General features: G+C 35.8%; 19 protein-coding genes. 6 read left to right on the forward strand and 13 right to left on the reverse strand.

What is annotated here, in order from left to right; genetic code table 11:
* Nucleotides 1-2: 2 nt before the first annotated feature.
* From EGI26_RS02045 to EGI26_RS02085, 9 genes are all read right to left on the reverse strand, one after another.
* A complete protein-coding gene (locus tag EGI26_RS02045) occupies nucleotides 3-548 on the reverse strand; it encodes a YceI family protein (protein ID WP_255076019.1) in 546 nt (181 codons plus the stop codon).
* A 66-nt stretch (nucleotides 549-614) separates the two neighbouring features.
* Nucleotides 615-1,274, reverse strand: coding sequence for a hypothetical protein (locus EGI26_RS02050; protein WP_255076020.1), 660 nt, complete (start codon nucleotides 1,272-1,274; stop codon nucleotides 615-617).
* A 73-nt stretch (nucleotides 1,275-1,347) separates the two neighbouring features.
* Nucleotides 1,348-1,833: a Rieske 2Fe-2S domain-containing protein gene (locus EGI26_RS02055; protein WP_310587928.1), complete on the reverse strand. Its 486-nt coding sequence runs from the start codon at nucleotides 1,831-1,833 to the stop codon at nucleotides 1,348-1,350.
* Between the two features lie 60 nt (nucleotides 1,834-1,893).
* Nucleotides 1,894-3,321: a hypothetical protein gene (locus EGI26_RS02060; RefSeq protein WP_255076024.1), complete on the reverse strand. Its 1,428-nt coding sequence runs from the start codon at nucleotides 3,319-3,321 to the stop codon at nucleotides 1,894-1,896.
* Nucleotides 3,318-3,887, reverse strand: a complete 570-nt coding sequence (locus EGI26_RS02065) for an RNA polymerase sigma factor (RefSeq protein WP_255076025.1) — start codon at nucleotides 3,885-3,887, stop codon at nucleotides 3,318-3,320. Before EGI26_RS02065 ends, EGI26_RS02060 begins: the two co-directional genes overlap by 4 nt.
* A gap of 142 nt (nucleotides 3,888-4,029) precedes the next feature.
* Nucleotides 4,030-5,385: an FGGY-family carbohydrate kinase gene (locus tag EGI26_RS02070; protein ID WP_255076026.1), complete on the reverse strand. Its 1,356-nt coding sequence runs from the start codon at nucleotides 5,383-5,385 to the stop codon at nucleotides 4,030-4,032.
* A 153-nt stretch (nucleotides 5,386-5,538) separates the two neighbouring features.
* Entirely contained in the window at nucleotides 5,539-6,645 is a 1,107-nt protein-coding gene (locus EGI26_RS02075; protein ID WP_255076027.1) for a lactonase family protein, read from the reverse strand.
* Entirely contained in the window at nucleotides 6,646-7,326 is a 681-nt protein-coding gene (locus tag EGI26_RS02080) for a GDSL-type esterase/lipase family protein (RefSeq protein WP_255076028.1), read from the reverse strand.
* An 89-nt stretch (nucleotides 7,327-7,415) separates the two neighbouring features.
* Entirely contained in the window at nucleotides 7,416-8,495 is a 1,080-nt protein-coding gene (locus tag EGI26_RS02085) for a BamA/TamA family outer membrane protein (protein ID WP_255076029.1), read from the reverse strand.
* A gap of 140 nt (nucleotides 8,496-8,635) precedes the next feature.
* On the opposite strand from EGI26_RS02085, the gene cysS reads away from it, so the two are divergent.
* The gene (cysS, locus tag EGI26_RS02090; RefSeq protein ID WP_255076030.1) at nucleotides 8,636-10,126 is read left to right on the forward strand and encodes a cysteine--tRNA ligase; all 1,491 of its coding nucleotides are present in this window, start codon (nucleotides 8,636-8,638) and stop codon (nucleotides 10,124-10,126) included.
* A gap of 266 nt (nucleotides 10,127-10,392) precedes the next feature.
* Nucleotides 10,393-11,634, forward strand: coding sequence for a NupC/NupG family nucleoside CNT transporter (locus EGI26_RS02095; protein ID WP_255076031.1), 1,242 nt, complete (start codon nucleotides 10,393-10,395; stop codon nucleotides 11,632-11,634).
* Between the two features lie 80 nt (nucleotides 11,635-11,714).
* On the opposite strand, the gene EGI26_RS02100 is transcribed toward EGI26_RS02095, so the two are convergent.
* The 3 genes from EGI26_RS02100 to EGI26_RS02110 all read right to left on the reverse strand — a co-directional run bounded on the left by EGI26_RS02100 (nucleotide 11,715) and on the right by EGI26_RS02110 (nucleotide 14,372).
* Nucleotides 11,715-12,065, reverse strand: a complete 351-nt coding sequence (locus EGI26_RS02100) for a hypothetical protein (RefSeq protein WP_255076032.1) — start codon at nucleotides 12,063-12,065, stop codon at nucleotides 11,715-11,717.
* A gap of 398 nt (nucleotides 12,066-12,463) precedes the next feature.
* A complete protein-coding gene (locus tag EGI26_RS02105; protein ID WP_255076033.1) occupies nucleotides 12,464-13,288 on the reverse strand; it encodes an N-acetylmuramoyl-L-alanine amidase in 825 nt (274 codons plus the stop codon).
* A gap of 373 nt (nucleotides 13,289-13,661) precedes the next feature.
* Entirely contained in the window at nucleotides 13,662-14,372 is a 711-nt protein-coding gene (locus EGI26_RS02110; protein ID WP_255076034.1) for a LytTR family DNA-binding domain-containing protein, read from the reverse strand.
* Nucleotides 14,373-15,105: 733 nt separating this feature from the next.
* Between EGI26_RS02110 and EGI26_RS02115 the strand changes: the two genes are divergently transcribed.
* The 4 genes from EGI26_RS02115 to trpA all read left to right on the forward strand — a co-directional run bounded on the left by EGI26_RS02115 (nucleotide 15,106) and on the right by trpA (nucleotide 20,971).
* A complete protein-coding gene (locus EGI26_RS02115) occupies nucleotides 15,106-15,495 on the forward strand; it encodes a LytTR family DNA-binding domain-containing protein (protein WP_255076035.1) in 390 nt (129 codons plus the stop codon).
* A 1,599-nt stretch (nucleotides 15,496-17,094) separates the two neighbouring features.
* Complete coding sequence (locus EGI26_RS02120; protein WP_255076036.1) at nucleotides 17,095-17,874, forward strand: DUF3050 domain-containing protein; 780 nt, start codon at nucleotides 17,095-17,097, stop codon at nucleotides 17,872-17,874.
* A 758-nt stretch (nucleotides 17,875-18,632) separates the two neighbouring features.
* A complete protein-coding gene (locus EGI26_RS02125; protein ID WP_255076037.1) occupies nucleotides 18,633-20,138 on the forward strand; it encodes a M20/M25/M40 family metallo-hydrolase in 1,506 nt (501 codons plus the stop codon).
* A 59-nt stretch (nucleotides 20,139-20,197) separates the two neighbouring features.
* Nucleotides 20,198-20,971, forward strand: a complete 774-nt coding sequence (gene trpA / locus EGI26_RS02130; RefSeq protein WP_255076038.1) for a tryptophan synthase subunit alpha — start codon at nucleotides 20,198-20,200, stop codon at nucleotides 20,969-20,971.
* A gap of 230 nt (nucleotides 20,972-21,201) precedes the next feature.
* On the opposite strand, the gene EGI26_RS02135 is transcribed toward trpA, so the two are convergent.
* Nucleotides 21,202-24,585, reverse strand: coding sequence for a carboxypeptidase-like regulatory domain-containing protein (locus EGI26_RS02135; protein WP_255076039.1), 3,384 nt, complete (start codon nucleotides 24,583-24,585; stop codon nucleotides 21,202-21,204).
* Nucleotides 24,586-24,678 lie beyond the last annotated feature (93 nt).

The following is a 24,678-nucleotide window of genomic DNA, read 5'->3' on the forward strand; positions in this document are numbered from 1 at the left end:
ACTTACAGATTAAATACCATATTAAAACTCAAACTGATTTTTTCGTCGGCTCTGACGCCCATCAAGCCAGGAGGTTCTACTCCAAAGTCTTTCATGTTTATGTCAAACTTGCCTTCGATTTTTAGATTGTTGCTAGATGCAGTTTTTTTGGCTTTTACCTCTATCGGCTTTGTTACACCATGAAAAGTCAGATTTCCTTTGATAGTCAGCTGATTATTAGCCTCCTGTATGTTGCTGGCAGAGAAAGAAACGTTAGGGAATTTAAGAGCTTCCAAAGACTCCAATGCATGAGAGTCGCGATTTGAATTACCACTGTCAAATGATTTTACTGGCACTATAACCGCCACTGCTTCTATTGCCGTGCTTTTGTCATTATAAACAATTATGCATTTATTGGCAGTAGATTTTGCGTCCCAGTCGTGCATGGGGTGTTTCATGGCGTACTGCACATAGGATACTTTTTTGTCGGCTTCAATTTTCTTTTTTTCCTGACCATTTGAAAGGAAGGAAACTAGAATGAAGTATAGGAATAGGAATGATTTTTTCATTATTTTTTTTGATTTAATCAATAATCTCAATTACGAGTTACAGCCAATAAAAGATGTAAACGAGTACTAAAACTCAAACTTTATGGTAGCTATGGCGGCAGTGTAGGCTCCAAAAGTGGTAAAAGCTGCTGCTCGATGCCATTTTTTTATGTTAGCAGGATTAGCGTTGCCGTCTATTTGTTTACTGAGTACATTCGTGGCAATCATACCAGAAAGGTGCACATACGATAATATTTTATGCAGCTTTATATTGTCGAATTTTTTACGATTCACCATAGGCGGCGGAGCAGTAAAACTCATTAATGCGGTCGTGAAATATCCAATGTTGATCCCCGTGGCTATGCCTTCGTGGGTATTCTTTAGTTTGTCAAAATTAATGTTACTACCAGGTTTATAAAGCCTTGACCCCACGATTCCCTGAGCCAACATACCCGCCGCCGTCACCAAGCCTAAGGTTTGGTGTACTCTGAACATGTTTCTTCGAGCTTTTAACTCTCTTTCTCTACTGGCAGCGGTAAGGGTTCTAGGAGCTATACCAACTTTTCTGTATAGGCCATTTTGCCCCCAAAGCATACGTTGGGTAATGAGCATTCTTTCGGGCAAAAGCTCAGCCGTGGTTGGTTCTGCGACCGTCATTAAATCATTCAATAGGCTATCTGCCGAGTTTTCTTGAGCCGCAAGCTCGATACTTATTAACAGGCAAAAGAATAAAATCAGTTTTTTCATACTTTCTTATTTCCACTAAGTTTGCTAGACCGAAACCTTCTTTGTTTCGTCTAAAAACCTTTTCTATTTGTAATTAATTTATTTTCAGGGTATTTGCGGCACCGTCGAAGGTTGCTTTGTAGGTTTTCAAAGCAGTTGTGGCCGGAGATTTTTCCACGCTTCCGTCGGTTTTAAACTCAGAGCCATGATTACTACACCAAATATCGCCTTCAGCTTTTCTATATGCTAAGGTTGTACCTTGATGGGTGCAGGTTTTTGAAACAGCTATGTAGGTTCCGCCCGCGTTAGCCACAAGGGTATCACCTATAACAACAAATTCTCCGGCGGTGGTTAGTTTGGAGTAGCTGGCATTTTTGAGGTCTATGGTGTAGTCTACTGAAGCCCCAGAGGTTGTTCCTGTTATACCGGTGGCGGTGTTGTCAGTTCCTCCAGTGGTTGGGGTCACAGTTTCGTCTTCTTTACTGCAGGCACTTACAGCTCCCAGGCAGTAAAATGCCATTAATGCCTTTGATGATAGACCCAAAGTCTTTAAAAATTGGCCTCTTGATTGTTTGTTCATTTCCATAGTTCGATAAATTAGAGTTTTAGATTTTTTATGTAACTACCTACGGAAAAGCATTCATTTTGGTTGCATTTTTTTTCTAGGAGGATGGGTTTTTATGTTAAGAAATATACCTGTAGTTAACAATTTTACATTTCCAAAACCGACATTTTTAACAGGTATTTTTACAAAAGGCTCTACTTGAACACTCAATAAATTGTTGAGTCTTCGTTCCAAACCTAAAGACATATTTATTACACCAGCACCAAAAAAACCTGTGCTTCCTTCCCATTTACGCCATTTGAGGTTCGGATCGGCGTCGTTTTCGTACCAATATTCATATTTTTCGTTCATCATTTTGTAGTTGGTGACACCCAAAGAAGTGTAAAGCTTATTGGGACCCTTTTCTAACAATTGATAGGACAATGAAACAGGAATATCTAACATTTTGCAGGTTGCGGTTACTTCTTTTAGTGGAGACGACGGTTTTCCCCATTTTAATGGCCAAACGTAGTCTTCTGGATAAGCATCGTACAATTTTAGGGATTGTATTATGCCTGTCCTAAAAGTCAGTTTTTGGGATATTTTAAAATCTAAAATCAATTGGAAGTTATGTCCCATTTGCCCAAAAGTACTGGTATTTACTTTGCTGTAGTCTGGTGAAAATCCAAGATTGAAAGCCAGCCTTTCAAGAATCCTCGTTTTTTCTGTAAGTTTTGCTCCTGAAATATCATTTGTTTCAGTCTGACTCACTAGAGGCTCCGATTTTGCGGTTAGTACAATGACAGTATCTTCAGAGAAATAAGTTTCTGCAAGTTTGGTTTCCTTATTGACAGACACCATTTCTTTGGCTTCTACATTTACACTTGATACGGGTTTTTTCTCGGTTATAGCTAAATCAGTTTTTTCTGTAGATAATTGAATTTCTGTTTTCTGAATTACAGCGTTTTCAGTCACTGACTTTTTCGAAATTAACTGTTGTTGATTTATTACTTTTTTATCGTTTTGACTCTCTTTGTCGGCTTCGGTTTTTCTTTTTACTATATCTTGTTTTTGAGTATTTTGAGAGACTTTTTCAGATAATATGCTTGAAGTTTTTGAGATGTTGATCTGCGTTTTCGCTACAATTTCAGCTGTATTTTGCTTCCTATCTAAGTCACTTGCTTTAATAGCCTGCTTTTGGGCTTTGTTTTGTATGTCGGCAACATTCTTTTTGTTTTCTATTTCTTCTGATACTTTTGAGTTTCTCTTTTTAATATCAGCTGTTTTGATTTCAAGGTTTTCTTTCTTAAAATATCCGATAGAAATAATTCCAAGAGTACTAAAAATGAGTACCGCAGCAGCCGACCTCCAAAATATCAAAAAGCGTCTTTTACGATTCTCTTCTTCCAGTTTTTCTTCCATGGCTGGCCAGGCTGCAGGCCATAGTTCTTCAGTTCTTTCGAAAGATTGATCTTTGAAAAAATCGTCAAATTCTTGGTCTGATATGTTGTTCCAATCCTTCATTTTTGTTGTATTTTGTGGGAGTCGATTTTGCTCAAAAAATTCCTCAGCATTTCTCTTGCTCTTGACAAATTGGACTTCGAAGTCCCCACAGAAATGTTCATCATTTTGGCTATTTCGTCGTGCGTATAGCCCTCTATTACGTAAAGATTAAAGTTTAATTGATAGTTTTTGGGTAGTTTTTTGGTCACTTGCAGGAGCTCTTCATAGCCCATTTTTTGCAAAGGAGTGACTTCATCATTTTGATAAGAGTAAACACTCTCTATATCAAGATGATTATAGTGCTTGTTTTGGCTGCGATATGCGTCTATTGCTGTATTAACCACTATTCTTTTTAGCCAAACACCGAATGGCCTCGTAAAGTCATACGTGTTTATTTTTAAAAATACTTTTAGGAATGCATCATTCAAAATCTCCAGAGCCTCGTCTTTGGTTTTAGAATAACGCAAACATATATTCATCGCAAACCCGAAGTATTGCTTATATAGCAATTCTTGACTCTTTCTGTCTGACTTCAGACATCCTTCGAGCAAGTGCCTGAAATTTTCAGACTCCGGTATTGGATTCATAATACATTAATAGTTACGGAGTAGAATAGTAATGGGTTGCATTTTCCGTAAGACCAATGTAGTTACATTAATTAGCAATTCCAAACAATGTACTCATTTAATAGGTTATTGCGTGGTTTTTATACTGCTTTGACTATCTAAACTACAAGAATCTATTGAGTTTTAGCTTAGATACATCAAAAGAATTAGTTGACCATTTTTCTGAAATAACCAGTGCCGCACCCAAAGCCGAAGCCTGTGCAACCTCAGATGCATATACTTCTGAGTTGAAAAAAGCTTCAGAAAGAAGATTCATAAATATGGGATTTTTTGAAAATCCGCCATCAACAAATATTTTTTTCGGTGTGTTTTTTCCAAAAACCAACTTAGTAGAAGCCACCTGCTGGGCCACCAAGTCCATAATAAACTGATGATAAGCCTGTTCGAAGCTTTTGAATTGGTTGAGGTTTCGTTCTACAAACGGGCATTCACGAAGTTGACCTAGGTCTGTTTTGTCAGGAGTGGCCTGTACATGCGTTTTTCTTAATATTTGAATGATTTTATAATCAAACTTTACGTTTTTGTAGTATTCCGAATCCACCTCAAAATAGCTGGAAAGATGTTTAATTTGTCTTTCGTGTTCATTGCCCGAAAACAATCGTGAAGCTCTAACGGATTTGCCTTCATAGCTCAGAAAGTTGAGGCAGTCGCTTTCAAGTTCTCGCTGACTCAGTGGTTCTTCGTTGAAAGGATTTATGCTGATACACCAAGTGCCTGTTGAAATTAGTACAAAAGGCTCTTTGATGGTTTTCAGGTATGGAACCAAGGCTGACGAGCTATCATGGATACCTGGGCCAATAGGTATTCCGTCTTTGACAATCGCTTGCTTGGCCGATACTGAGCTCAATAAGCCCGATTCAAGATGCTCTGCGTGAAGCCATTGGTGATAAGCCTGTTTGGTAAAGTCCCACATAGCGGTATGGCATCCCACGCTAGTAAATTCCGACTGTGGAATTTGACTGAATACAAAACTCAAATATTGCGGAAAGTGAAGGCTGTATTTGGTGTTTTTGAAAACTTCAGTTTTTTTGTATTTGAGCCAATACAACTGCATGCCAGAATTCAACATACCCAAGTCAGGCGAAGCTGTATTACTAAAGAATTCATTCAATGGGCCATATTTTTCTTCAAAAGTCTTTTTGAGTTCTTTGGGAAAGGCCTTCAGGTAGTTGTACAAAGGAGCTATTGGGTTTCCTTGGTGGTCTAGATGAACCAAACTTGCTCCGTAGCCTGAAAAATTTAGGCCTTTGATACTAAACTGAGGGTTATTTTTTACTTGCTCAAACTCCGATTTCAGCCAGTTGGTCAGAGAAAACAGATCGTCACATGCTTCGCCATCGTCGTCGAGTATTTCGGGAAATGATGTTTGTTTTTCATAAACTACCTCATAACTTTCATTAAAAGCCAATATTTTCTTATTGGTTTTGCCGATGTCAAATACAACACAAATGTTCTGCATATAATTTTTTAAACTTTCTTTCAAAAAAACTTCACAAGATACAAAAATGCGAAAAACTATTCCTAATAGTCACCTTGACTCTCGTGTTTTGTCGGTAATTGGTTTTTTATATTTCAAAAGCTCGTGAGGCTTGTGATATTTTTGTGAAAATAATCAAAGAAATTTAATACAAACAGGCATCGAAATATTTATTTCTTTTCCTGTGTTTTTTAGTAAGCCTGTGGCTGCATTTCTCTCGAAAATAACGATATTGTCGGTGTTTTGGTTAGCCACGAATACATATTTGCCATCAGGCGAAATTCCGAAGTTTCTTGGTACTTTTCCACCGACTGGCGTTTGGCTCAATTGGCTGAGTTTGCCTGTTTTCGGGTCAACTGAAAACGTAACAATGGTATCATAAAACCGATTTGAGCCATAAAGAAACTTTCCGTCTGGCGAAATGTGTATATCAGCACAAGAGTTATTTCCAGTAAAATCTGTCGGAAGCGTACTGACTTCTTCCACCGTTTTGAGTAAACCATTTTTATATGAAAACAAAGTGACTTTGCCTGTGAGCTCTTGTATAACATAGGCATAGGGTAAACTCGGATGAAAAGCAAAATGACGAGGGCCTGAGCCAGCTGTGAGTTTTATTCTTTGGACTTCTTTTAGCCTTCCCATTTTGGCATCGAAAGCATAGTTTACAACCTCATCAATACCCAAATCAGCCACAAAGAGGTTTTTATTATCCGGCGAAATATTCACTGAGTGCACATGCGGTTTTTCTTGCCGGTCTTTGTTTGGGCCTTTGCCTGTATGTTGGATGGTTTGTATTGGTTCACCAACTGTTCCGTTTGGCATTACAGGCAAAACACCCAAACTTCCGCCCGTATAATTTCCAGTAAAAATCCATTTTCCAGTTTTATCCAAAGCAATATGGCAAGGGTGTGCTCCTCCTGAATTTACAATATTTGAATGTTTAAATTCACCAGTCGCCTGATTGAATTTTAGGGCTTGTACACTGCCACCGTCTGTTTCGCAAACAGCGTAAATATGTTTTTTGTCTTTAGAAACGTCCAAAAACGATGGGTTATCTATTTTATCAGAATGGCTGACAATCGTTGATTTTAGAGAATTTTTATCAATTGTAACATAATAGACTCCTTCAGAGGTTTTCTGGGTGTAAGTTCCGACCAATATTTTGTAAGTATTGCTTTTTTGGGCAAAAGATTGTCCCATAATCAGTAGGGTCAAAACAATAAGATTAAGTGCTTTTTTCATTTATTTTAAGGTCTCGTTTAGTTTTTTCTTAATTATAGATGCCCATACATCGTATCCTTTTTGGGTTTGATGGAGTTTGTCTGCAATGAAATATTCGTCAATAGGCAAACCATCTGCACCGAGGTAATGAGCTTCGGTTTCTATAAATTGCAAGTTCTTTTTGGTTTTACAGTAAGCCTGAATTAGGGCGTTGGCCTCTCGTATTTTCGGCCAAGCTTGCCAACGGGACTTGGTGGGTGTAAATGCAACAAAATAAATTGGCTGATTTTTGTACTTTTTCCGTACAATTTTTTCGAGAGTCTTAAACATACCCAGTACTTCTCGAGGAGTTTTGTCTTCTTTACCACCCGTTATGTCGTTGGCCACATAAACTACTAAAGCCCTGAATTGATGCGGATAAACTATGCGTTTGGCATAAACCAATAAATCCGTAAATTTTGCTCCACCATAACCTCTCTGAATAGCTGGATAGGGAGCCATGTCCTTGTCAATATTTTTCCAAAGCCTAATACTCGAACTCCCGATGTAAAGAATTGCATTTTCAGGATCTTTTTCGGTCTTGTCTTTGGCTTCGAGTTTCTGTATTTCGGGTTCCCAACTTTTTGCCGCTTCCTGAAACTTTCGAGTGGGCGAGCAGGAGAGGAGGACATAAGAGAGGATGATAAAAATGAAATTCTTCATAATTTGAGAAAGGTTGAATTTGAACCGCAATTTAGGAAGAATTTTGGTAAATTATTTATGGCTATTTTGGTATTTTAGCATCTATTCACTCAAAAAGCCTCGCCCACTGTAGCATAAAAATTGCCGGAAGTGTAGGGAGAAAGGGCATAGTCAAGTCGCAAATTCAGATGATTTTTGGTGGCTATTCTTAACCCGGCTCCATAGGTGTATTTTGGATATTTTAGCCTTAGGAGATCGTTGTTGTCTCCAAGAAACGCCATAGAGCCAAAACCCACTACCCCAAACATTTTCCATATTTCTTGTCTGATTTCGGTTTGAACAATCATGGCATTTTTATCTCTAAAATAACCTTCATAAATACCTCGCATTTTTTGTTGACCTCCCAAGTAAGCCATTTGGTTGAATGGGACATCGCCAATGTTGGAAGTCGCAATGATTTGTTTGGCAAAAACAGTCTTCGGTCCGAAACTATTATAATGAGCCAAGTCGAGATTAATCTTGGTAAAGTTTCTGTTTGCTCCAAAAACTTTAGACGACGGTACAATATAAAATTCACCAAAAATACCTTTTCTTGGATAAAAAACGGCATTTCGCGTATCCTTTAAAACGGATATTCCTAAGCCAATCGTTCTCGACTTGTCGCTTCCGTTTATTACGCCTGAACCCAATTCTCCGCCAGCTACTGTACCTGTTACATTGTAGTTTTCGAAGTTTAATCGGAGCCCCAAATAAGTAGATTTTTTGATTTGTTTTGCCGCCAAAAGCCGAACTCTGAAATAATCCGTATCATATTTTTCGTCGGGAACTCTATTTTCGCCAATACCACCGTAGAGATAGTTGAATCTGTACCACCCATTTTCGGAGAAAAAGTAATATTTGTCGTTGTTGGTGAAAATTTTAAAGGGGAAAAACACCAAAATCTGTTTGTTTTGGGTAAATGTTGTGCCAAAAGTTATTTGAGACGGTTTGGCACCGATTGAATCTTTGGCAAACGAAAAACTTGCAGCACCTGCCACTCCACCACCCCAACGGGTTTCTGGAAGGCGAAAAACAACTGGTAAAACCACTATGCTTTTATTACGAAATATTTTTTGTGTTGAATCTTTTTGCCCGAAGCTGCAATTACAAATTAATATCAATAGAACTATCAGAAATTTTGGCTTTTTCATCAATGCTTTTCTTTGGCGTTTATGCAAATTTGGTAATAAATACGGACTGAAATTGTTTTATGGACGACACTTCCACAAAAAAAAAGATAAATATCAATTGAATAGAATTATTTTTGTGTTTAATACTCGAAAAAAAATAAATGCAAACTCTGAAAATATACAATTCACTTACCAGACAGAAAGAAGTTTTTGAACCCATCGTAGCCAACCACGTGGGTATGTATGTTTGTGGTCCCACCGTTTACAACTTTGTACATCTGGGAAATGTTCGCACTTTTATGACTTTCGATGTGCTTTACAGGTACTTAATTCATATTGGATACAAAGTTAGATATGTTAGAAACATCACCGATGTGGGGCATTTGGTTGGAGATGGCGATGAGGGCGAGGACAAGATTGGAAAAATGGCTAAGTTGGAGCAATTAGAACCCATGGAAATTGTTCAACGCTACACCAATGATTTTCACGATGTTTTGAAGTTGTTTAATTTTCTTCCGCCAAGTATTGAGCCATCAGCCACTGGTCATATGGTGGAGCAAATAGAAGCCGTTAAAGATTTGATAAATAAAGGATTGGCTTATGAAGCCAATGGCTCGGTGTATTTCGATATCAACAAATACAATGAGGCGGGTAACAATTATGGAAAGCTTTCGGGTAGAATTTTGGAAGATTTGTTGAACGAAACCCGTGAATTGGACGGCCAGGCTGAAAAACGTAATCCACTTGATTTTGCTATTTGGAAAAAGGCTGCTCCAGAGCATATCATGCAATGGCCAAGTCCATGGGGAATGGGATTTCCTGGCTGGCACTTGGAGTGTACTTGTATGAGTGCCAAGTATTTGGGCAAACAATTTGATATTCATGGCGGAGGAATGGATTTGAAATTTCCGCATCATGAATGTGAAATAGCCCAAGGAACTGGCCTAACAGGCGTAGAACCAGTGAAATATTGGATGCACTCTAACATGCTCACGGTTAACGGACAAAAAATGTCTAAATCCTTGGGCAATAGCTTTTTACCTGCCGAATTAATTACTGGTAATCACCCACTTTTGGAACAAGCCTACAGCCCAATGACTGTTCGTTTCTTTATGTTGCAGTCACAGTATCGTTCTACTTTGGATTTTTCGAACGACGCACTTAAGGCTGCTCAAAAAGGCTATAGAAGACTAATAAACGGCTTGAGAGTTTCTAAAAATCTTGAATTTGTGGCAAACGATGAGGTTGCCATTGATGAAAAAAAGAAAGCCGAAATAGAGAAATCAATTGAGGGTTTTTACGAAGCCTTGAATGATGACCTTAATACTGCAGTGGCTATTGCTCAGTTATTTACGTTGCTGAAGTACGTAAACATGATTTACATGAATCAGCTTCAGCCATCGGCTATTGGAGAAGATACTTTTGAAAAATTAAAGGCTAAATTTGTTGATTTTATTGAGAATATTCTAGGACTCGAAGAAGAAAAACCAACGAATGATGAAGCCGTTATCCAAGGTATGTTAGAACTCTATCGCGATCACAAAGCCAAACAAGAATACGATAAAGTAGACCAAATCAGGACTTACTTCAAAGCCAACAGCATGAGCATCAAAGATATGAAGCACAAGATTGACTGGGCTTGGGAGGAGTAGAGCTTGGGAATTTATTTTTCAACCATTAAAAATAATAAATTGACATTTGAGATCTCCAGTTTCGTTTTTTGGAGTATTTTACTCGAGTTAATTTTGGTTGATTTAAAGATTTCTGGATAAAAGTGATTTATAAAGATGAATTTTGGTTAAAATTGCTTTTGTAATTTGATACTTACAGCAAATAATTGTGACAAATAATTGAAAATGTCTGTCTTTTGAGAATATAAAATGAACTTCAATTCAATATTAAACTAACCCTATAACCTATGCAAAACCTCATTGGCCTCCTCGGAGTGATACTTATTCTAGCAGTAGCATTTTTGCTTTCAAATAATCGCAAAGCCATCAACTACAGAACAGTGGGTGTCGGATTATTTCTTCAGCTTTTGCTTGGTTTATTTATTTTAAAAACCACCATGGGTAAAGAACTATTTTCTACCTTGGGCAGATGGGTGACTCGAGTAATCGATTTCTCAAATGATGGGGCTGTATTTGTATTTGGCCCATTGGCACAAAACGACCTTGTGGCCAAGGCATTTGGTGGAGCAGGTTTTATTTTCTTTTTCAAGATTATTCCAACCATCATTTTTGTGGCAGTTTTGGTGAATATTTTCTACTATTTGGGCATTATTCAGTTCGTAGTGAAGTGGTTGGCAATTGGCATGAAAAAAATCATGAATATCAGCGGAGCTGAGGCACTTTCGAATATTGCCAGTACGTTTGTGGGTCAAGTAGAAGCACAAATCATGATTAAACCTTACCTAAAAGGCATGACGAATTCTGAACTTACTGCTTCTATGGCTGGTAGTTATGCTTGTATTGCGGGTGGGGTGATGGCGACTTATATTCAGTTTGGCGTAAAGGCCGAATATTTGATAGCGGCAAGTATAATGGCAGCACCTGGTGCTTTGGCGATAGCCAAAATCATGTTTCCAGAGACCGAAGAGTCAGAGACAAAAGGCGAAGTTTCTTTAAAAGTGAAAAAAGAACATACCAATTTCATTGACGCCGTATCAGCAGGTTGTTCTGATGGTCTTAAAGTAGGTTTGAATGTATTGGCGATGTTGATAGGATTTCTTGCCCTGATAGCCTTGATAAACTTTTTATTGGGCAAAATTGGAGGTTTGGTGGCAATGCCAACCTTAAGTTTGGACTTGATTTTGGGCTATCTTTTTGCGGGATTTGCATGGACAATGGGCGTGCCTTCAGCCGAAATAGTGCAAGCTGGCTCATTAATGGGCACAAAGCTTGCAGCAAACGAATTTGTAGCGTATTTGAATTTAAAAGGGATGATGGAAGCTGGAGCTTTATCTCCTAAAACCATTGCTATTGTTAGTTTTGCACTCTGTGGCTTTGCAAACTTGGGCTCTCTGGGCATACAGATTGGTGGAATATCGGCCTTAGAGCCTTCAAGAAGAGAAGATTTAACTAAAGTGGCCGTGAGAGCTTTGATAGCAGGTACTTTGGCCAGTTATATGTCGGCTACTATCGCTGGTTTGTTGTTTTAAAATTTAAAATCAAAAAAATATTTAAATGCCTGATAGTAAGTTATATCAGGCATTTTTTATTTCATAGTTTACGCAAGATTTTACGCACTCTTAAGCTCAAACCAAGTCCAGATTGCGGTGGCCAAGTCTATGCCTGCAAAAAGTATTAAGGGTGTTGCTGCTTGACCAGTTGCTACCAATAATACAAAACCCACTACGATTACCAATCGGCTGTAAATGGTAATTCTGATTAAATCTGTGTTTCCATACTGAATCACACCATAATAAAGCAGAACAAAAGCAATCAGCACAACGCCTAGTACTTTTATCCATACTTCTGAAGTAGGCTCAAATCCAAACATACCTAAAAGCATGTTGGGTACAAAAATAAGTTGAAGTGCTGTAATAAGCACATAAATAGCTTGAACGCTGAGCGATAATGATTTTTTCATGGTCCATTGGGGGTTTGTTAAAAATGTGAATTTAAATCATATTGATTGAATAAAATTTATCATGCTGTAAATAGTTGATAGTGTTTTATTTAAAGGTAATATGATAGTCAGTTTTTAGAGCTAAGATGATATGTCAGGATGCTAATTATTGAATAATTTACTTATTTTACATCCTTACTTTATTGTCTTGCAACTTCAAAGTTTTGGCTTAATTAAAACGAAATTTCAGATTATCTATTAAAACTTGTTGGTTATCTATTAAACATTGTTTTATCATATTGTGGCAAAAAAAAATTAAAGTTTTTTTGTGATGGTTTGATTAACCTTAGTCAAACAAAAAAATGCCGAAAACCTATTGGCTTTTGGCATTTTAAACGAAATGTATTTTATAAAGAATCCTAATGATGCATGAGTCCTTGTGCAAACCAGTTGGCTATGGCTTGGCGATTGTCAGCGAGTAACAAGCGTTTGCGGTCAAATTCGTTCGTGATATTGCCTAATTCTATAAAAACTATCGGTGGTTTTGATTCCTTTATCATCCAAAGATCACGGGCTTTTACCTCTCCTGTGTAGCCACGACCTTTTTGTTTTGCATTGTACTTTTGTTTTATAGTATCATACATGCCTTCTGCCAATTGCTTGCTTTCAGGCTTTCTGTCATTGTAATAAAAAAATATGTCTACTTTGTGATTCGTAATACGAGAGTCCACATGGGTTTCAATGACTCTTTGCGTTTCGTATCCTTTAGCTGCATTTTCAACAAATAAATCATTGATTATTTTGGTTCTTTGTTTAAGACGGGCTGATTGGCTCAGTGGGATTTTGTTACCACCCCAAACTACCTCATCCGTGTCCGTTTCTAGGTACTCATTATCTCTGATACCATCGTTTTCATCCCTCACAATCATGTACACTTTGGCTCCATGCATTAAAAGATTTTTAGCCAGACGAAGACTTACATCGTAAGCATATTCGTCTTCTGCTACCATTTTTCCATTTACTGTGATGTTTGCTCCCGGATCAGGGCCTCCATGTCCGCTTACAATATAATAAACGTGGTCGTAAAGTTCATTATCTATGATTGGCGTGGTGGCATGGTCGTTTCCGAAAATTTCAAAATTGACAACCTTGGGAGAGTTTTTTGAGTTTGGGTTTTTGTCTTTGAAAGAACTCAAACCTGCAAAGGCAATAAATGCCGAAAAGGAAAGTAAAAAATGTTTCATATTTGTATTTTAGAAAAGCGTTAAAAACGGGCTATGAGCAATATTTTACAATAACTGTGCCAGAAAATGATTTTGAAAATATTTAGATTAAAACAAAATGGACAAAACACATATTTAAAAAAGAGAAGCATCCCAATGAGATGCTTTCTAATTAAAATTTACAGTTCATATTCCTAAAAACCGTTTATCATCTATAGCTCTAATATAGATGAAGAAATTTATGGAACAAAAGTAAGTTTCTAGATACGTAAAATCTTTTTTTTTGCCGTCAAACGTACACAGAATAATGTTTTTTGGTTATGAATGATACTAAATAAGATTGGAATAGAAATTCGAAGTAGTTGGAAGATTTAATTCTTTAACACAAGATGATTCAATTGATTAAATTTTTTAAATTCTTTCTATAGGTTGTACTTACAGGGATTTTAGTTTCCGAACTGAGAATTAGTTCATTTGTTCCTATGGACTCTACGTATTCCGTATTCACGGCAAATTTGTGGTGAACTCTTTTGAATCTATCGTCCAATTGATTGTTCAATATCTTAGTAAGAGAAATTTTTTCAATTAGTTTTCTTGTTTTGGTATATAAGTAGCAATAATTTCCGGATGATTCTAAATAGATAATTTCTGAATAATTGTGTTTTTCCTTTATTTTACCGTTTTTCTTGATAAAGAGGTATTTGTTATCCACAAAATCATGAAGCTTATTTTTCCTAAATTGTTCAAGAGCATATTTCATGACTGATTGAAGGGAGATTTTGTGAAAGGGTTTTATCAAATATCCATACACAATATCTTTTATTTTCGCATAAATTTCTTCTTCTCTATGTGCGGTTATACATACTATTGGAATACCTAATGAGTTAATATGGGTTAAAAAATCATAGCTAACAAATTGACCATGAATATTCAAATCACAAATAAATAGATCAATTTTATAGTTTTCAAGGTAATAATTTACCTTATCAATTTCGTCAATAATACTCACAATATTAAAAGTTGTATTTTCAAGCATAAGCTTTAAAGCCATTTGGAAAAATGAATCATCCTCTAAAATTAAAAGGTTAATTTGGTCGTTGTCCATTTATATATCAGTGAGTTAATTTTAATCAACCTTTCAATTTATTGTTTTATAAACAAAGTAAAGCGAGTGATTTGGTAATCAGAAGTAAAACTTTTCAATATTATATATAGTTTTAACCTTTTATCAAAACAGTATAATAACGCTTCAAACTTATTCAATTTTTAGTTTGACTTGATATAAATTTCGTTAAAGTATTTGTATTTTCTCCTTCAAAATTATTAGTTTGTTGAGCCAAACTTGTTTTCGTAATAAGTAAATGTACATAATTATGTATTTTTTGGTGAAAATATTCAATAGTTGCCCATCCTCACCAATTTTAGCATTTGTAGTTCAGTCAAAAAACTAACTTTGATAATGTGAAAATATGAAGTGGAAAATTTACCTATTATTTTGAATTAAAGATGATTTTAGAGGGTTTAGCAGGACAGAACACTTTGGTGATTTTGAGTCAGAAGTACAATATTACCCGCAATTAAATACCGTTTTGGAAGCAAGATTTTTTTAGACAAGGCTAAACAAGTCTTAGAATCAATGAAAGATTCACCTAGTAATGATAGAGAAGATGCGGATCTTCTTTATGCATAAATCGGCAGCTTCAAATGATTACTCATGTTACATTAAAATAGAGCATTTTGAGGTTTTAACCAAAAATACTTTAGATATGTACTTTTTTAGAATATCAAATTGTGACATTGTTCAATACACTTGATATTTGGGCATAAATCAATTTAATATGTCACGGTACATTAAGCTTTTTGAAGCAAATTATTTAGACAAAATCGTTTATTTAGAAGCTGTCAGTAATTACACGAAACTTCATTTATCATCCGGAGAGAAATTAGTAATTCCAAAAACCTTAAAGTTTTTTGAGTCACTGCTTGTTGGTAAATTTACAAGGATACATCGTAAATTTTTATCGAATAATAAGGTAGAGTGGAAAGTTTCTGATACTTTTTTGATATATGATGGTTATCGACTGCCTTTTTCGAGGAGAAAGAGATCCTTAGTCCTCCGAATGGTAAGAAATATTAAGCTAATTGCTAATATTAATTTATACAATATTCGTCGCAAAAAAGGAACAGATATTACAAATGTAAATTATTATTATAAGCCAAATGGATAAATAATTGAAAGATTTATTTTTCTATAGTCTTGTTGTCTCAAACCTTTGCAGGTTTTGTTTTATCAAAATCAGGATTCAGTTTAGACAAAAGATTATGGTATCTGAAAAGCAAAAAAAAAGTATAAAAGTTTAATAATCAGTTGTTGCTTCGATTGGTGTTCTTCTATACCATGAATCATTATTTTTAATCAGAAAGAGAAGAGTAGTTGTTTCGTGATGTTAATTTAGCAGTTTTCAAAAGGATCCTCGTTTTCAAATTAAAAATGCCATCAGGTCTGGTGACTAAAAATGTTTTTATGAAAGCAAACGAGTTTTTTTCTAAGATATTAATGTAAATCAGTATATCTGCTTAAACTCAAAAACTTAGCCAAGGTTTATAAAAAAAACCGTATCTTCAATAGGCAGAAATTTTAGTTACCGATAAAGGCAGATATTATCTCATCAAGGGCTGCTTTTTTTATAGGTAAAAGGGAATGAATCACATTTCATCATGTTATTAATTGTTTTGTGAGATTTAAAGTATAAATAACAAAAGTAGATTTTTACTGTAGATAGGATTTTAACCAAGGTTAAGAATTTTTGATTTAATGGAACTACAACCAAAAGAGAATAATCATTCATAGTTGCGAGTATCTAGTGACTTACCGAAGACTGGAGAAAGTAATGTTTTAATTGCAAATCCATCCAGTTGTGACTTTTCAGTTACCAATGGATGGGTCTGAAGCTTTTCTAATCAAAATGAAAGTATCAAATTCATACAACTTCTCCATTATTTGTAGCAGTAGTGGCGGCTACCTTTTAAACAAAAAGGGTCAGTAGGGGTTATGTTCTGCATAAAGTATTTAGGTCAAAATCTGAATTTCGCAGCTCCAAGAATATACCTGAAGGTTTTTTCTAAGGACAGATCAAATCTTGATACAATTTTAAATAAAAATAAATTTAGATAGCTGGAATTGAACGTAATGGTTGAAAAATCAAATAATATGATTGAGGATAAAAAAATATAAAAATGTTATAGATTTAATTTTACTCATTGTCCACAAATGAGGTGGCAGTCTTCAATATTTATTATTAAGAAAATTTACTTTTCAATAGCTATTTTTTAAGTCATGACCATCTAAATACGGTCAGAAAGAAAATTAATTTGAATATAGAAAAACAAACCGAGATAATTTGGATTTACAATGAAGCTACTTTTAAAAAGGCTCTACACTATTACTTTTTATAATAAAGATAAGGAGCACTGGTATTACTTTTAAATATTATAGGAGTTGTAGATGAGGGTTAAAATTATACAAAGAGGGGAAATGTTTATAGATACATAAATACAACAAATTCACATTGCTGATGCAATTTGTAATTTTTCTTTTGGGAAAAAAGATGAAGCTAGCTCAAACTAGAAGCAAGCTTAAATTAGATCACATATATCAAATGAATATTGGTTTTATAGCATATGCGACTAATGTAAGTTTTTAACTTTTTAAATTACATTTAATTGAAAAATAATATTTAAACTATTACACGGTTTCTGGTAACAGTTTCCTTAATCCAAAATCAAATATAATCAATTCAAATTCTTAATATTTAACGAATACTTTAATGAACACAGATTTAGAAAACCTAATCAGAAAAACTGAAGACCTGAGGGATGATATAATTAATCACAAGGTTTTTTCAGTAATAGAGACCTTGGATGACTTGAGGATATTTATGCAGTTTCATGTATTTGCTGTTTGGGATTTTATGTCATTGTTGAAAACTCTCCAAAATAGCCTAACCTGTACTTCTGTCCCATGGTTTCCAAAAGACTTTGGAGAACTGGTATATTTTATAAATGAAATTGTACTTTGCGAGGAGTCAGATATTGACAGTCGGGGTATTAGAAAAAGTCATTATGAACTCTATATTGATGCAATGAATGAATGCAATGCTGATACGACAAGTATAGATATGTTCTTAGAGGTTTTGGGTAAAACTAAAGATTTTAATTGTGCATTTTCGAAATCTGAAACTCCAATTGAGGCAAAAAAATTTGTTGAGTTTACTTTTGAAGTCATTAAGATTCAAAAACCTCATATTTTGGCAGCAGTTTTTGCAATAGGTAGAGAAGATTTAATTCCAAAAATGTTTTTCTCATTGGTAAATGAACTTGATTTAAATTTCCCTCAGCATCTTTCACTTTTTAAATTTTACTTAGAAAGGCATATTGAAATAGACGGCGATCATCATAGTGATTTATCCCTTAAAATGATTAAGCATCTTTGCGGTAATTGCGAAAACTTATGGATTGAAGCAGAAGTATTTTCTATTGAATCTCTCAAGAAACGTAAAGAACTTTGGGATGGGGCATACAATTCAATTATAAAGAACAAAGTTTAGGGCTGTAGAACATCTAGTTGTCGATGTATGATAATTTAGACTAGTACGGTAACCTATTCTTATATAGTTGTGTACAGAAAATTTAGACCCAAAGGCTAATGGTACCTGCTTGAGGTACTTTTGTGCTAATAATTAAAAAATATGAGAATAATCCATTTATCCAAGAGTAATTATCTGGAGTTTTGTCCCAGCACAAATTTTTTTCAAGACTCACAGCTAAGTCTTCCAAAAATATTTCAAGTTTCTAAAGATTTAAAATTACTTTCCTGTAAAAATGAAAGCTTTGAATTTAACGCTTCTATTTTTGGTTTTGGTAAATACACTGATTCTATTTGGATTGAATTCCCTAGTGTTTGTAGGTACTCATCTAATGAATATTTTCTTATGGGTATAACAAAAGAGTATCTTAAGTTCAATTTGGACGATTGTAATCCTTCAGAGATAGATAAAAATATCAATCTATTTATTTCTCGCTTTAATAGGAATGAAATGACCTTGGACATATTAAAAAAGGAATGGGATATTTTTAGAAATAAAATTCAGACTTCGGAACTCAGTTCGAGGGTTATCTCAGCTTTTGTAATTCGGGTTTCATATTTCATAAATCAATCTTTGGTAAATTCAATTTTTGAACCAGTCGGATTAATGCAAAAATAGTTTTGATGTGATTTTCGGTTTTTTTATACTTAGCAAGATTTAATTTAAATTATTTACTTTATGTTTGTAAAGTTTCGAAAATCATAAGAATTCATAAAAATATGAGAAAGATTATCTTGTTTTTGTTGATAATTCCAAATGTTTTTGCTCAAAAAATAAATTATGACTCTTTGGCAAGTTATTTTGGTAAAAAGCACTTTCCAACGTTGTTGGAATACCTAGCAATTCCATGCGATGCCAACTACAAAGAAGATATATTGAAAAATGTTGTTTGGGTAGAAGAGCAATTTGCCCAACGGGGGTTCTCTGCAAAAAGGCTTGAAACCAGTACTTTACCTGTTTTGCTTTTCACAAAAAAATCCGAAAATCCAAACGCAAAGACCATAATGTATTATTATCATTCTGACGGTCAGCCTGTGATTCCTTCTGAGTGGTTTCAAGAAAATCCCTTTAAGCCGGTTTTGAAAAAAAAGAATGCTAAGGATAATTCTTGGGAAATTATACCCATTGATAATCTTGAAAAGGAGATTGATCCAGAATGGAGAATTTTTGGCAGAGCATCTTCGGATGATAAAGGTCCAGGTGTAATGCTATTGGCAGCTATGGATGCTTTAATGTCAAAAAATATCAAAACGTCTTACAATCTTAAAATTCTAGTAGATTTTGAGGAAGAAAAGGGTTCAGTGAATCTTCCGAGTATTATCGATAAACACAAAGATTTACTTAGTTCTGACCTTTTATTGATTTTTGATGGGCCTGGTCATGCCTCCAACCTGCCAACAATTACTTTTGGAGCAAGAGGTATTGCTACTATTACTTTAACTACTTATGGTGCTTTTACATCACAACATAGTGGGCATTATGGCAATTATTTGCCTAATCCAGCTTTGCGAATGGCTCAGTTGCTGGCTTCAATGAAGTCTGAAGACGGCAAAGTGCTGATTCCGGGTTTTTATGATGGTGTAAAATTAGATGCCAAAACCAAACAAAGACTAAAGGAAATTCCAGATAATTTGTCTGAAATAAATGCCAAACTGGGTATTAAAACGCCTGATAATGTCGGAGAAAGCTATCAAGAAGCCCTTACTTATCCGTCTCTAAACATTAGAGGATTAAAATCTGGGGAAGTAGGAGCATTGGCCGCAACTATAATCCCTGATAAAGCAGTTACTGAAATTGACATCCGTACTGTGGCAGCCACAAACCCCAAAAAGTTGATACAGAATGTGAAAGACTTTATCATTTCCAAGGGTTATTTTATTACTGAAAACGATCCAACTCCAGCTGAAAGAGATAAGTATAATAAAATTATAAAAATAGCTACAAGGCCAGGTTATGGTGCGTTTAATACTGAATTAAACGGTTCGGTAGGTATTTGGCTAGAAAATGCCTTAGCTAAAACAACAAACAAGACTATCATAAAACTTCCTACTATGGGTGGTTCGGTGCCTATATCACCTTTTGTTACAAAACTAGGAGTAATTGCAGTGATAGTGCCAACTGTAAATGCGGATAACAACCAACACAGTGCAAATGAAAACCTTCGTTTAGGGAATTATTTTGATGGAATAAAAACCATGATGGGTTTATTAAGTAGTGATTTTTGAAAAATCTAGATTTTGTGGGGAAATTATTATTTAATTTTGTGATAAGATCATAAAATTGAATGAATAGAATTACGGCGTTATTTCAAAATAAAAGCAAAGAGGTTTTAAATGTATATTATACAGCGGGTTACCCTCAACTTAATGATACAGCCAAGGTTTTGGAGGCATTGCAAGATGGTGGAGTAGATATCGTAGAAATCGGAATGCCATATTCTGATCCTGTGGCTGACGGCGAAACTATCCAGGAATCAAACCAACAAGCTCTTGAAAATGGAATGTCTTTGAAAGTGCTTTTTGAGCAATTAGAAGGCATAAGAGAAAAAGGAATCACTGTTCCTATAGTATTGATGGGATATCTTAATCCCGTGTATCAGTTTGGAATAGAGGCTTTCTCAAGAAAATGTCAAGAAATCGGTATTGACGGCTTAATATTGCCAGATTTACCTGTAGATGAATATTTTAGAGAGTACAAGAAGACATTTGATGCATATGGATTGCTCAATATATTTCTTATAACACCGCAAACTTCAGAGGAGAGAATCCGTAAAATTGACGAAATTTCTGATGGGTTTATTTACATGGTTTCTTCAGCCAGCGTTACTGGTGCCACATCTGGTATTACCCCTCTAATGGAGGAATATTTCAATAGGGTAAATGCCATGAATCTCCGAAATCCACGACTTATTGGTTTTGGAATTAAGGATAAAGCTACTTTTCAAACAGCCTCAAAATACGCCTCTGGAGCTATAATTGGGAGCCAATTTGTTAGAATTATCGGTGCTGCTAAAGACTTAAGAGGTGAAATTGTTTCGTATTTGAAATCTTTGAGATAAGAATATTATTTCAGTTAATTTAAACGCAAAGAAAATACGAAGTTTTCGCAAAGAACGGAAAGTAGAATTTCGGTTGCATAAGCCTTTTGCGTTTTTCCTATAGCAAATTTTGCGTTTAAGAAACAATATTAACACCACAAAAAAAGACCTCCAATTGGAGGTCTTTTTCTAATAAACCAAAGAAAATTATGAAGTTTGACCTAAGTCATTTTCCAATAATTTTTGGTTAATTATCTATTGAATAACTCATCATAAGATATCGTAACATAATAAGTGCTGCCAACCATAGCACTACCAAAAGCTTGGAAGTAAGGCTTAGAACCCAAATTGTTTGCACCCACTTTCAAGATTGATTTAGCTGCTGACAATTTGAAACTAACTTGAGCGTCCAAGTTATTGATTTTAGGAACAGTGGTATTAGAGAAGTTCAAGTTTGTAGTAGTTGTAGGTGCCACAAATGAAGACTCCCATATGAACGAATCTTGATGGCGGAAGTTTACATTGAAACCAATTTTGTCACCACTACCCAATCTCTTACCAAAGTTCAAGTTATATCTATACTTAGGCGTGTTGAAACCAGCATATTGTTGCTCAGCAGTTGCTGTAAAACCAGTCAGTTCATTGTATGCAACGTTACCACCAACGTTATATCCTTTACCCAATGTATAGTTCATGTTTGCTGCCCATCCTTTTACTTTAATTATCGCACTCGTATTTGATGGACGAGAATAAGCTAATCTCGTAGAAGCACTACCAACGCCTGACTCAATCGGTAATCCAGGACCCGCTGCAGCTGTAGGAACAACAATAGAAGTACCACCAATAAAGTTAGTATACTTACTCCAATAATGGTATGCATCAACAAACAATTTCTTACCCCATAAACCTTTGTAGCCTATTTCATAAGATTGTATTCTCTCTGGTTGCAAAGCTTTGGCTTGATATTTAGGCACTTTTTGCAAAGCAAAAGCAGGTAAAACTTGGGCAGTTACTCCTGGCACATTGGCATCAAGGGCTTTCTTTAATTCTGCATTGAAAGCTGGTTGGAAGTTTGAGGCAAGTGCTTTAGGTAATTCAACCGCAACAGTCTTATCAAAATTCGCTGCCAATGCTCCTGGCAATGTTGCCGCAACTCCCGGAGCAAGATTAGTTGCTAAAGCACCAGGAAGTGCCGCCGCTACTTGTGTTTGCAAATTAGCAGTTAGTGCCACAGGCAATTGGGCTGCAACTCCAGCTTGTATTGCTGCGGCTGCATTTGCTGCAGGAATAGTTCCTGCTGTTACAGCAGCATTTACCGAGGCAGTTACTGCTGCAGTCACTTGTTGTGTTATTGCTGCAGTCACACCTTGTGTTACTTGAGCAGTTATAGCTTGAGTAACACCAGCTGTCACTTGGGCTGTTATACCATCTGTTACTGCTTTGTTTACAGCTGCTGTTATAGCGGCTGTTACACCAGCAGTAATGGCAGGAGTGGCTTGAGCCGTAACTGCCGCTGTAGCATAAGCTTTAGCACTTGCTTGAACTTCTGGCAAAGCTGCATATTGAGCAATATTGGCGGCAGCTAAGCTAGTTACAGCTATCCCTTTCGCCAAATCATATCTTGTATCGAACTCTGGTAAGCCACCAATTAAAGTACCCGAGGCAGTTTTTAAATCAATGTATTGATTTTGGGTTGTAGGAATTCTAAACCCTGATTGGTAGGATAGGCGGAAGTTATGCTCTCCGAAAGAGAATACACCCGAAATTCTTGGTGTAAATTGACCCTCAAAGTTTTCATTCTTATCATAACGCATCGATGCAGATAGTTTGAAGTGATCTGCAAACATACTCTTGGCCGCTTGAATAAATCCACCAAACTCATTGATGCCTATTGTACCATCTCTTCCTTCTTTTTGATCAGAAAATAGAGTCCCGTTTGATCTCAGTTGATATTTCCTAACATTGGCACCCACGCTCAAATCCATAAATTTAATCTCATTTTTGAAGTTATAATAACCTTCTAGGTGATACATATTAGATTTGTCTGCAAAAGCACCGCCACCATCAACTATATTCATTTCATTATATTTATCAGCCAATGCCAACAATGCATCACTTCCTTGACCAGGCATTCCTTGGTCAGCAACACCCCTAGCTGTTAAATGGGCAGCAGATTCTGCTTGTCCGGCCGAACGAGCTGCAACAAATGCACCTACATATTGCCCAAACCAAGTTGCATGAGGTTTGATTTCATTCAACATCGAAACAGCAGAAAGCCCAGATGCATATGACTGACCTGACCTTTCTTGTGTGGTGTAAGCTCTTACATTAAAGTTGTCACCTTTCAATTCCCATTTGGCTTGGGTAATGTTGAAGTTTCTCAATGAGTATCTAGCAGCTCCTGTGTACACAGTGGTGCCATAACCGTAGTTAACTTGGCCAATCATTTCAACTTTTTCGTTCAGCCTGTAATGTAAACCCACGTTGGTTTTGAAAGACTTTGTGTTATAATCTACCAAGTCTCTTTCTATAAAACCAGTTCTACTTACTGGTACGTTTGGCACCAATGCTGTGGCGGCTGAAGGAAGTAATTTAGCAGCTACCAAGCCATTGGCCACAGTCAGCATATTAGCTTGGACTTCATCACCATAAATATTTACTCCATCATAGTCTACATCTACTCCAGCTCCACGAGTACCGTTTTCTGTTCCTCCTATATTTAGGTTTGTAAAATTATTCGCTTCCCAGTCTTTTGCTCCGATATAGGATACGTTTACTTTAAAAGCAAATTTATTATTGAATGCTTTTGCATATCTGAGTGATAAATCATAAAAAGGAGTCGTGGCTTTGGCTCTGCTACTTTCATTCATAAGACCGCTTTTTATCGTAGTGCTTAAGCCTTGGTATAAAAATGGACTCTTAGAATTCATCAATATCAAACCATTGATAGCATTTGGGCCATACAAGGCCGATGCAGCACCTGGGAGAATCTCCACCGATTCCACGTCTAACTCTGGCATACCCACGATGTTGTCCACCGGAAAGTTAAGACCTGGTGCTTGATTATCCATACCATCAATCATTTGTACAGTACGAGGGTTTCCAGTAGCTCCAAATCCTCTCATATTGATTGATTTGAAAAGTAAGCCCTGGGTAGTCATATCAATACCCTTCATGTTTGCTATTGCATCATAAAAATTAGGTGCTGTTGACTCTCGTATACCTCTGAGGTCAAGTTTTTCAACAGTCACAGGTGATTTCATCACACTTTGCTCCACACGAGAAGCCGAAACCACGACCTCCTGGCCCATAATGTCTTGGTCTTCGAGACTTACGTTGATAGCTGCATTTTCAGAGTTTACAGTGTATTCTTGGGTTTTATATCCCACCGAAGAAATCAACAATTGAATAGGCAAAGGTGTAGAAGTAGTAAATTCAAACTTTCCTTTTACGTCAGTAATAGTTCCTATTACTTTCCCTTTGATCTGAACACTAACCCCAACCAAAGGTTCTTTGGTTTTTGAGTCAGAAATCATTCCTGAAATCACCGTTTGTCCGTATGTAAATGCTACATTAAATAGACAAATTGCAAGAAAGAAGAATAATTTTTTTAGGTTTGGGTAATTTTTAATCATAGTTAAGTCAGCATTATTTGGTTAATGAATGAAAATAAAGGTCAAAAATAAGAATTTAAATTATTTCAATACAATAAAATCAAAAAATAATCA

Source organism: Lacihabitans sp. CCS-44, assembly GCF_024343735.1.
Taxonomy (GTDB): Bacteria; Bacteroidota; Bacteroidia; order Cytophagales; family Spirosomataceae; genus Leadbetterella.

Excerpts from the sequence above, each read along its gene's own strand:
- EGI26_RS02060 (WP_255076024.1), bottom strand. The coding sequence starts at position 3,321 with ATGAAGGATTGGAACAACATATCAGACCAAGAATTTGACGATTTTTTC.
- EGI26_RS02125 (WP_255076037.1), top strand. The coding sequence starts at position 18,633 with ATGAGAAAGATTATCTTGTTTTTGTTGATAATTCCAAATGTTTTTGCT.
- EGI26_RS02065 (WP_255076025.1), bottom strand. The coding sequence starts at position 3,887 with ATGAATCCAATACCGGAGTCTGAAAATTTCAGGCACTTGCTCGAAGGA.
- EGI26_RS02105 (WP_255076033.1), bottom strand. The coding sequence starts at position 13,288 with ATGAAACATTTTTTACTTTCCTTTTCGGCATTTATTGCCTTTGCAGGT.
- EGI26_RS02070 (WP_255076026.1), bottom strand. The coding sequence starts at position 5,385 with ATGCAGAACATTTGTGTTGTATTTGACATCGGCAAAACCAATAAGAAA.
- EGI26_RS02080 (WP_255076028.1), bottom strand. The coding sequence starts at position 7,326 with ATGAAGAATTTCATTTTTATCATCCTCTCTTATGTCCTCCTCTCCTGC.
- EGI26_RS02135 (WP_255076039.1), bottom strand. The coding sequence starts at position 24,585 with ATGATTAAAAATTACCCAAACCTAAAAAAATTATTCTTCTTTCTTGCA.
- EGI26_RS02100 (WP_255076032.1), bottom strand. The coding sequence starts at position 12,065 with ATGAAAAAATCATTATCGCTCAGCGTTCAAGCTATTTATGTGCTTATT.
- EGI26_RS02055 (WP_310587928.1), bottom strand. The coding sequence starts at position 1,833 with ATGAACAAACAATCAAGAGGCCAATTTTTAAAGACTTTGGGTCTATCA.
- EGI26_RS02085 (WP_255076029.1), bottom strand. The coding sequence starts at position 8,495 with ATGAAAAAGCCAAAATTTCTGATAGTTCTATTGATATTAATTTGTAAT.
- EGI26_RS02075 (WP_255076027.1), bottom strand. The coding sequence starts at position 6,645 with ATGAAAAAAGCACTTAATCTTATTGTTTTGACCCTACTGATTATGGGA.
- EGI26_RS02110 (WP_255076034.1), bottom strand. The coding sequence starts at position 14,372 with ATGGACAACGACCAAATTAACCTTTTAATTTTAGAGGATGATTCATTT.
- trpA (WP_255076038.1), top strand. The coding sequence starts at position 20,198 with ATGAATAGAATTACGGCGTTATTTCAAAATAAAAGCAAAGAGGTTTTA.
- EGI26_RS02115 (WP_255076035.1), top strand. The coding sequence starts at position 15,106 with ATGTCACGGTACATTAAGCTTTTTGAAGCAAATTATTTAGACAAAATC.
- EGI26_RS02120 (WP_255076036.1), top strand. The coding sequence starts at position 17,095 with ATGAACACAGATTTAGAAAACCTAATCAGAAAAACTGAAGACCTGAGG.
- EGI26_RS02095 (WP_255076031.1), top strand. The coding sequence starts at position 10,393 with ATGCAAAACCTCATTGGCCTCCTCGGAGTGATACTTATTCTAGCAGTA.
- EGI26_RS02050 (WP_255076020.1), bottom strand. The coding sequence starts at position 1,274 with ATGAAAAAACTGATTTTATTCTTTTGCCTGTTAATAAGTATCGAGCTT.
- EGI26_RS02045 (WP_255076019.1), bottom strand. The coding sequence starts at position 548 with ATGAAAAAATCATTCCTATTCCTATACTTCATTCTAGTTTCCTTCCTT.
- cysS (WP_255076030.1), top strand. The coding sequence starts at position 8,636 with ATGCAAACTCTGAAAATATACAATTCACTTACCAGACAGAAAGAAGTT.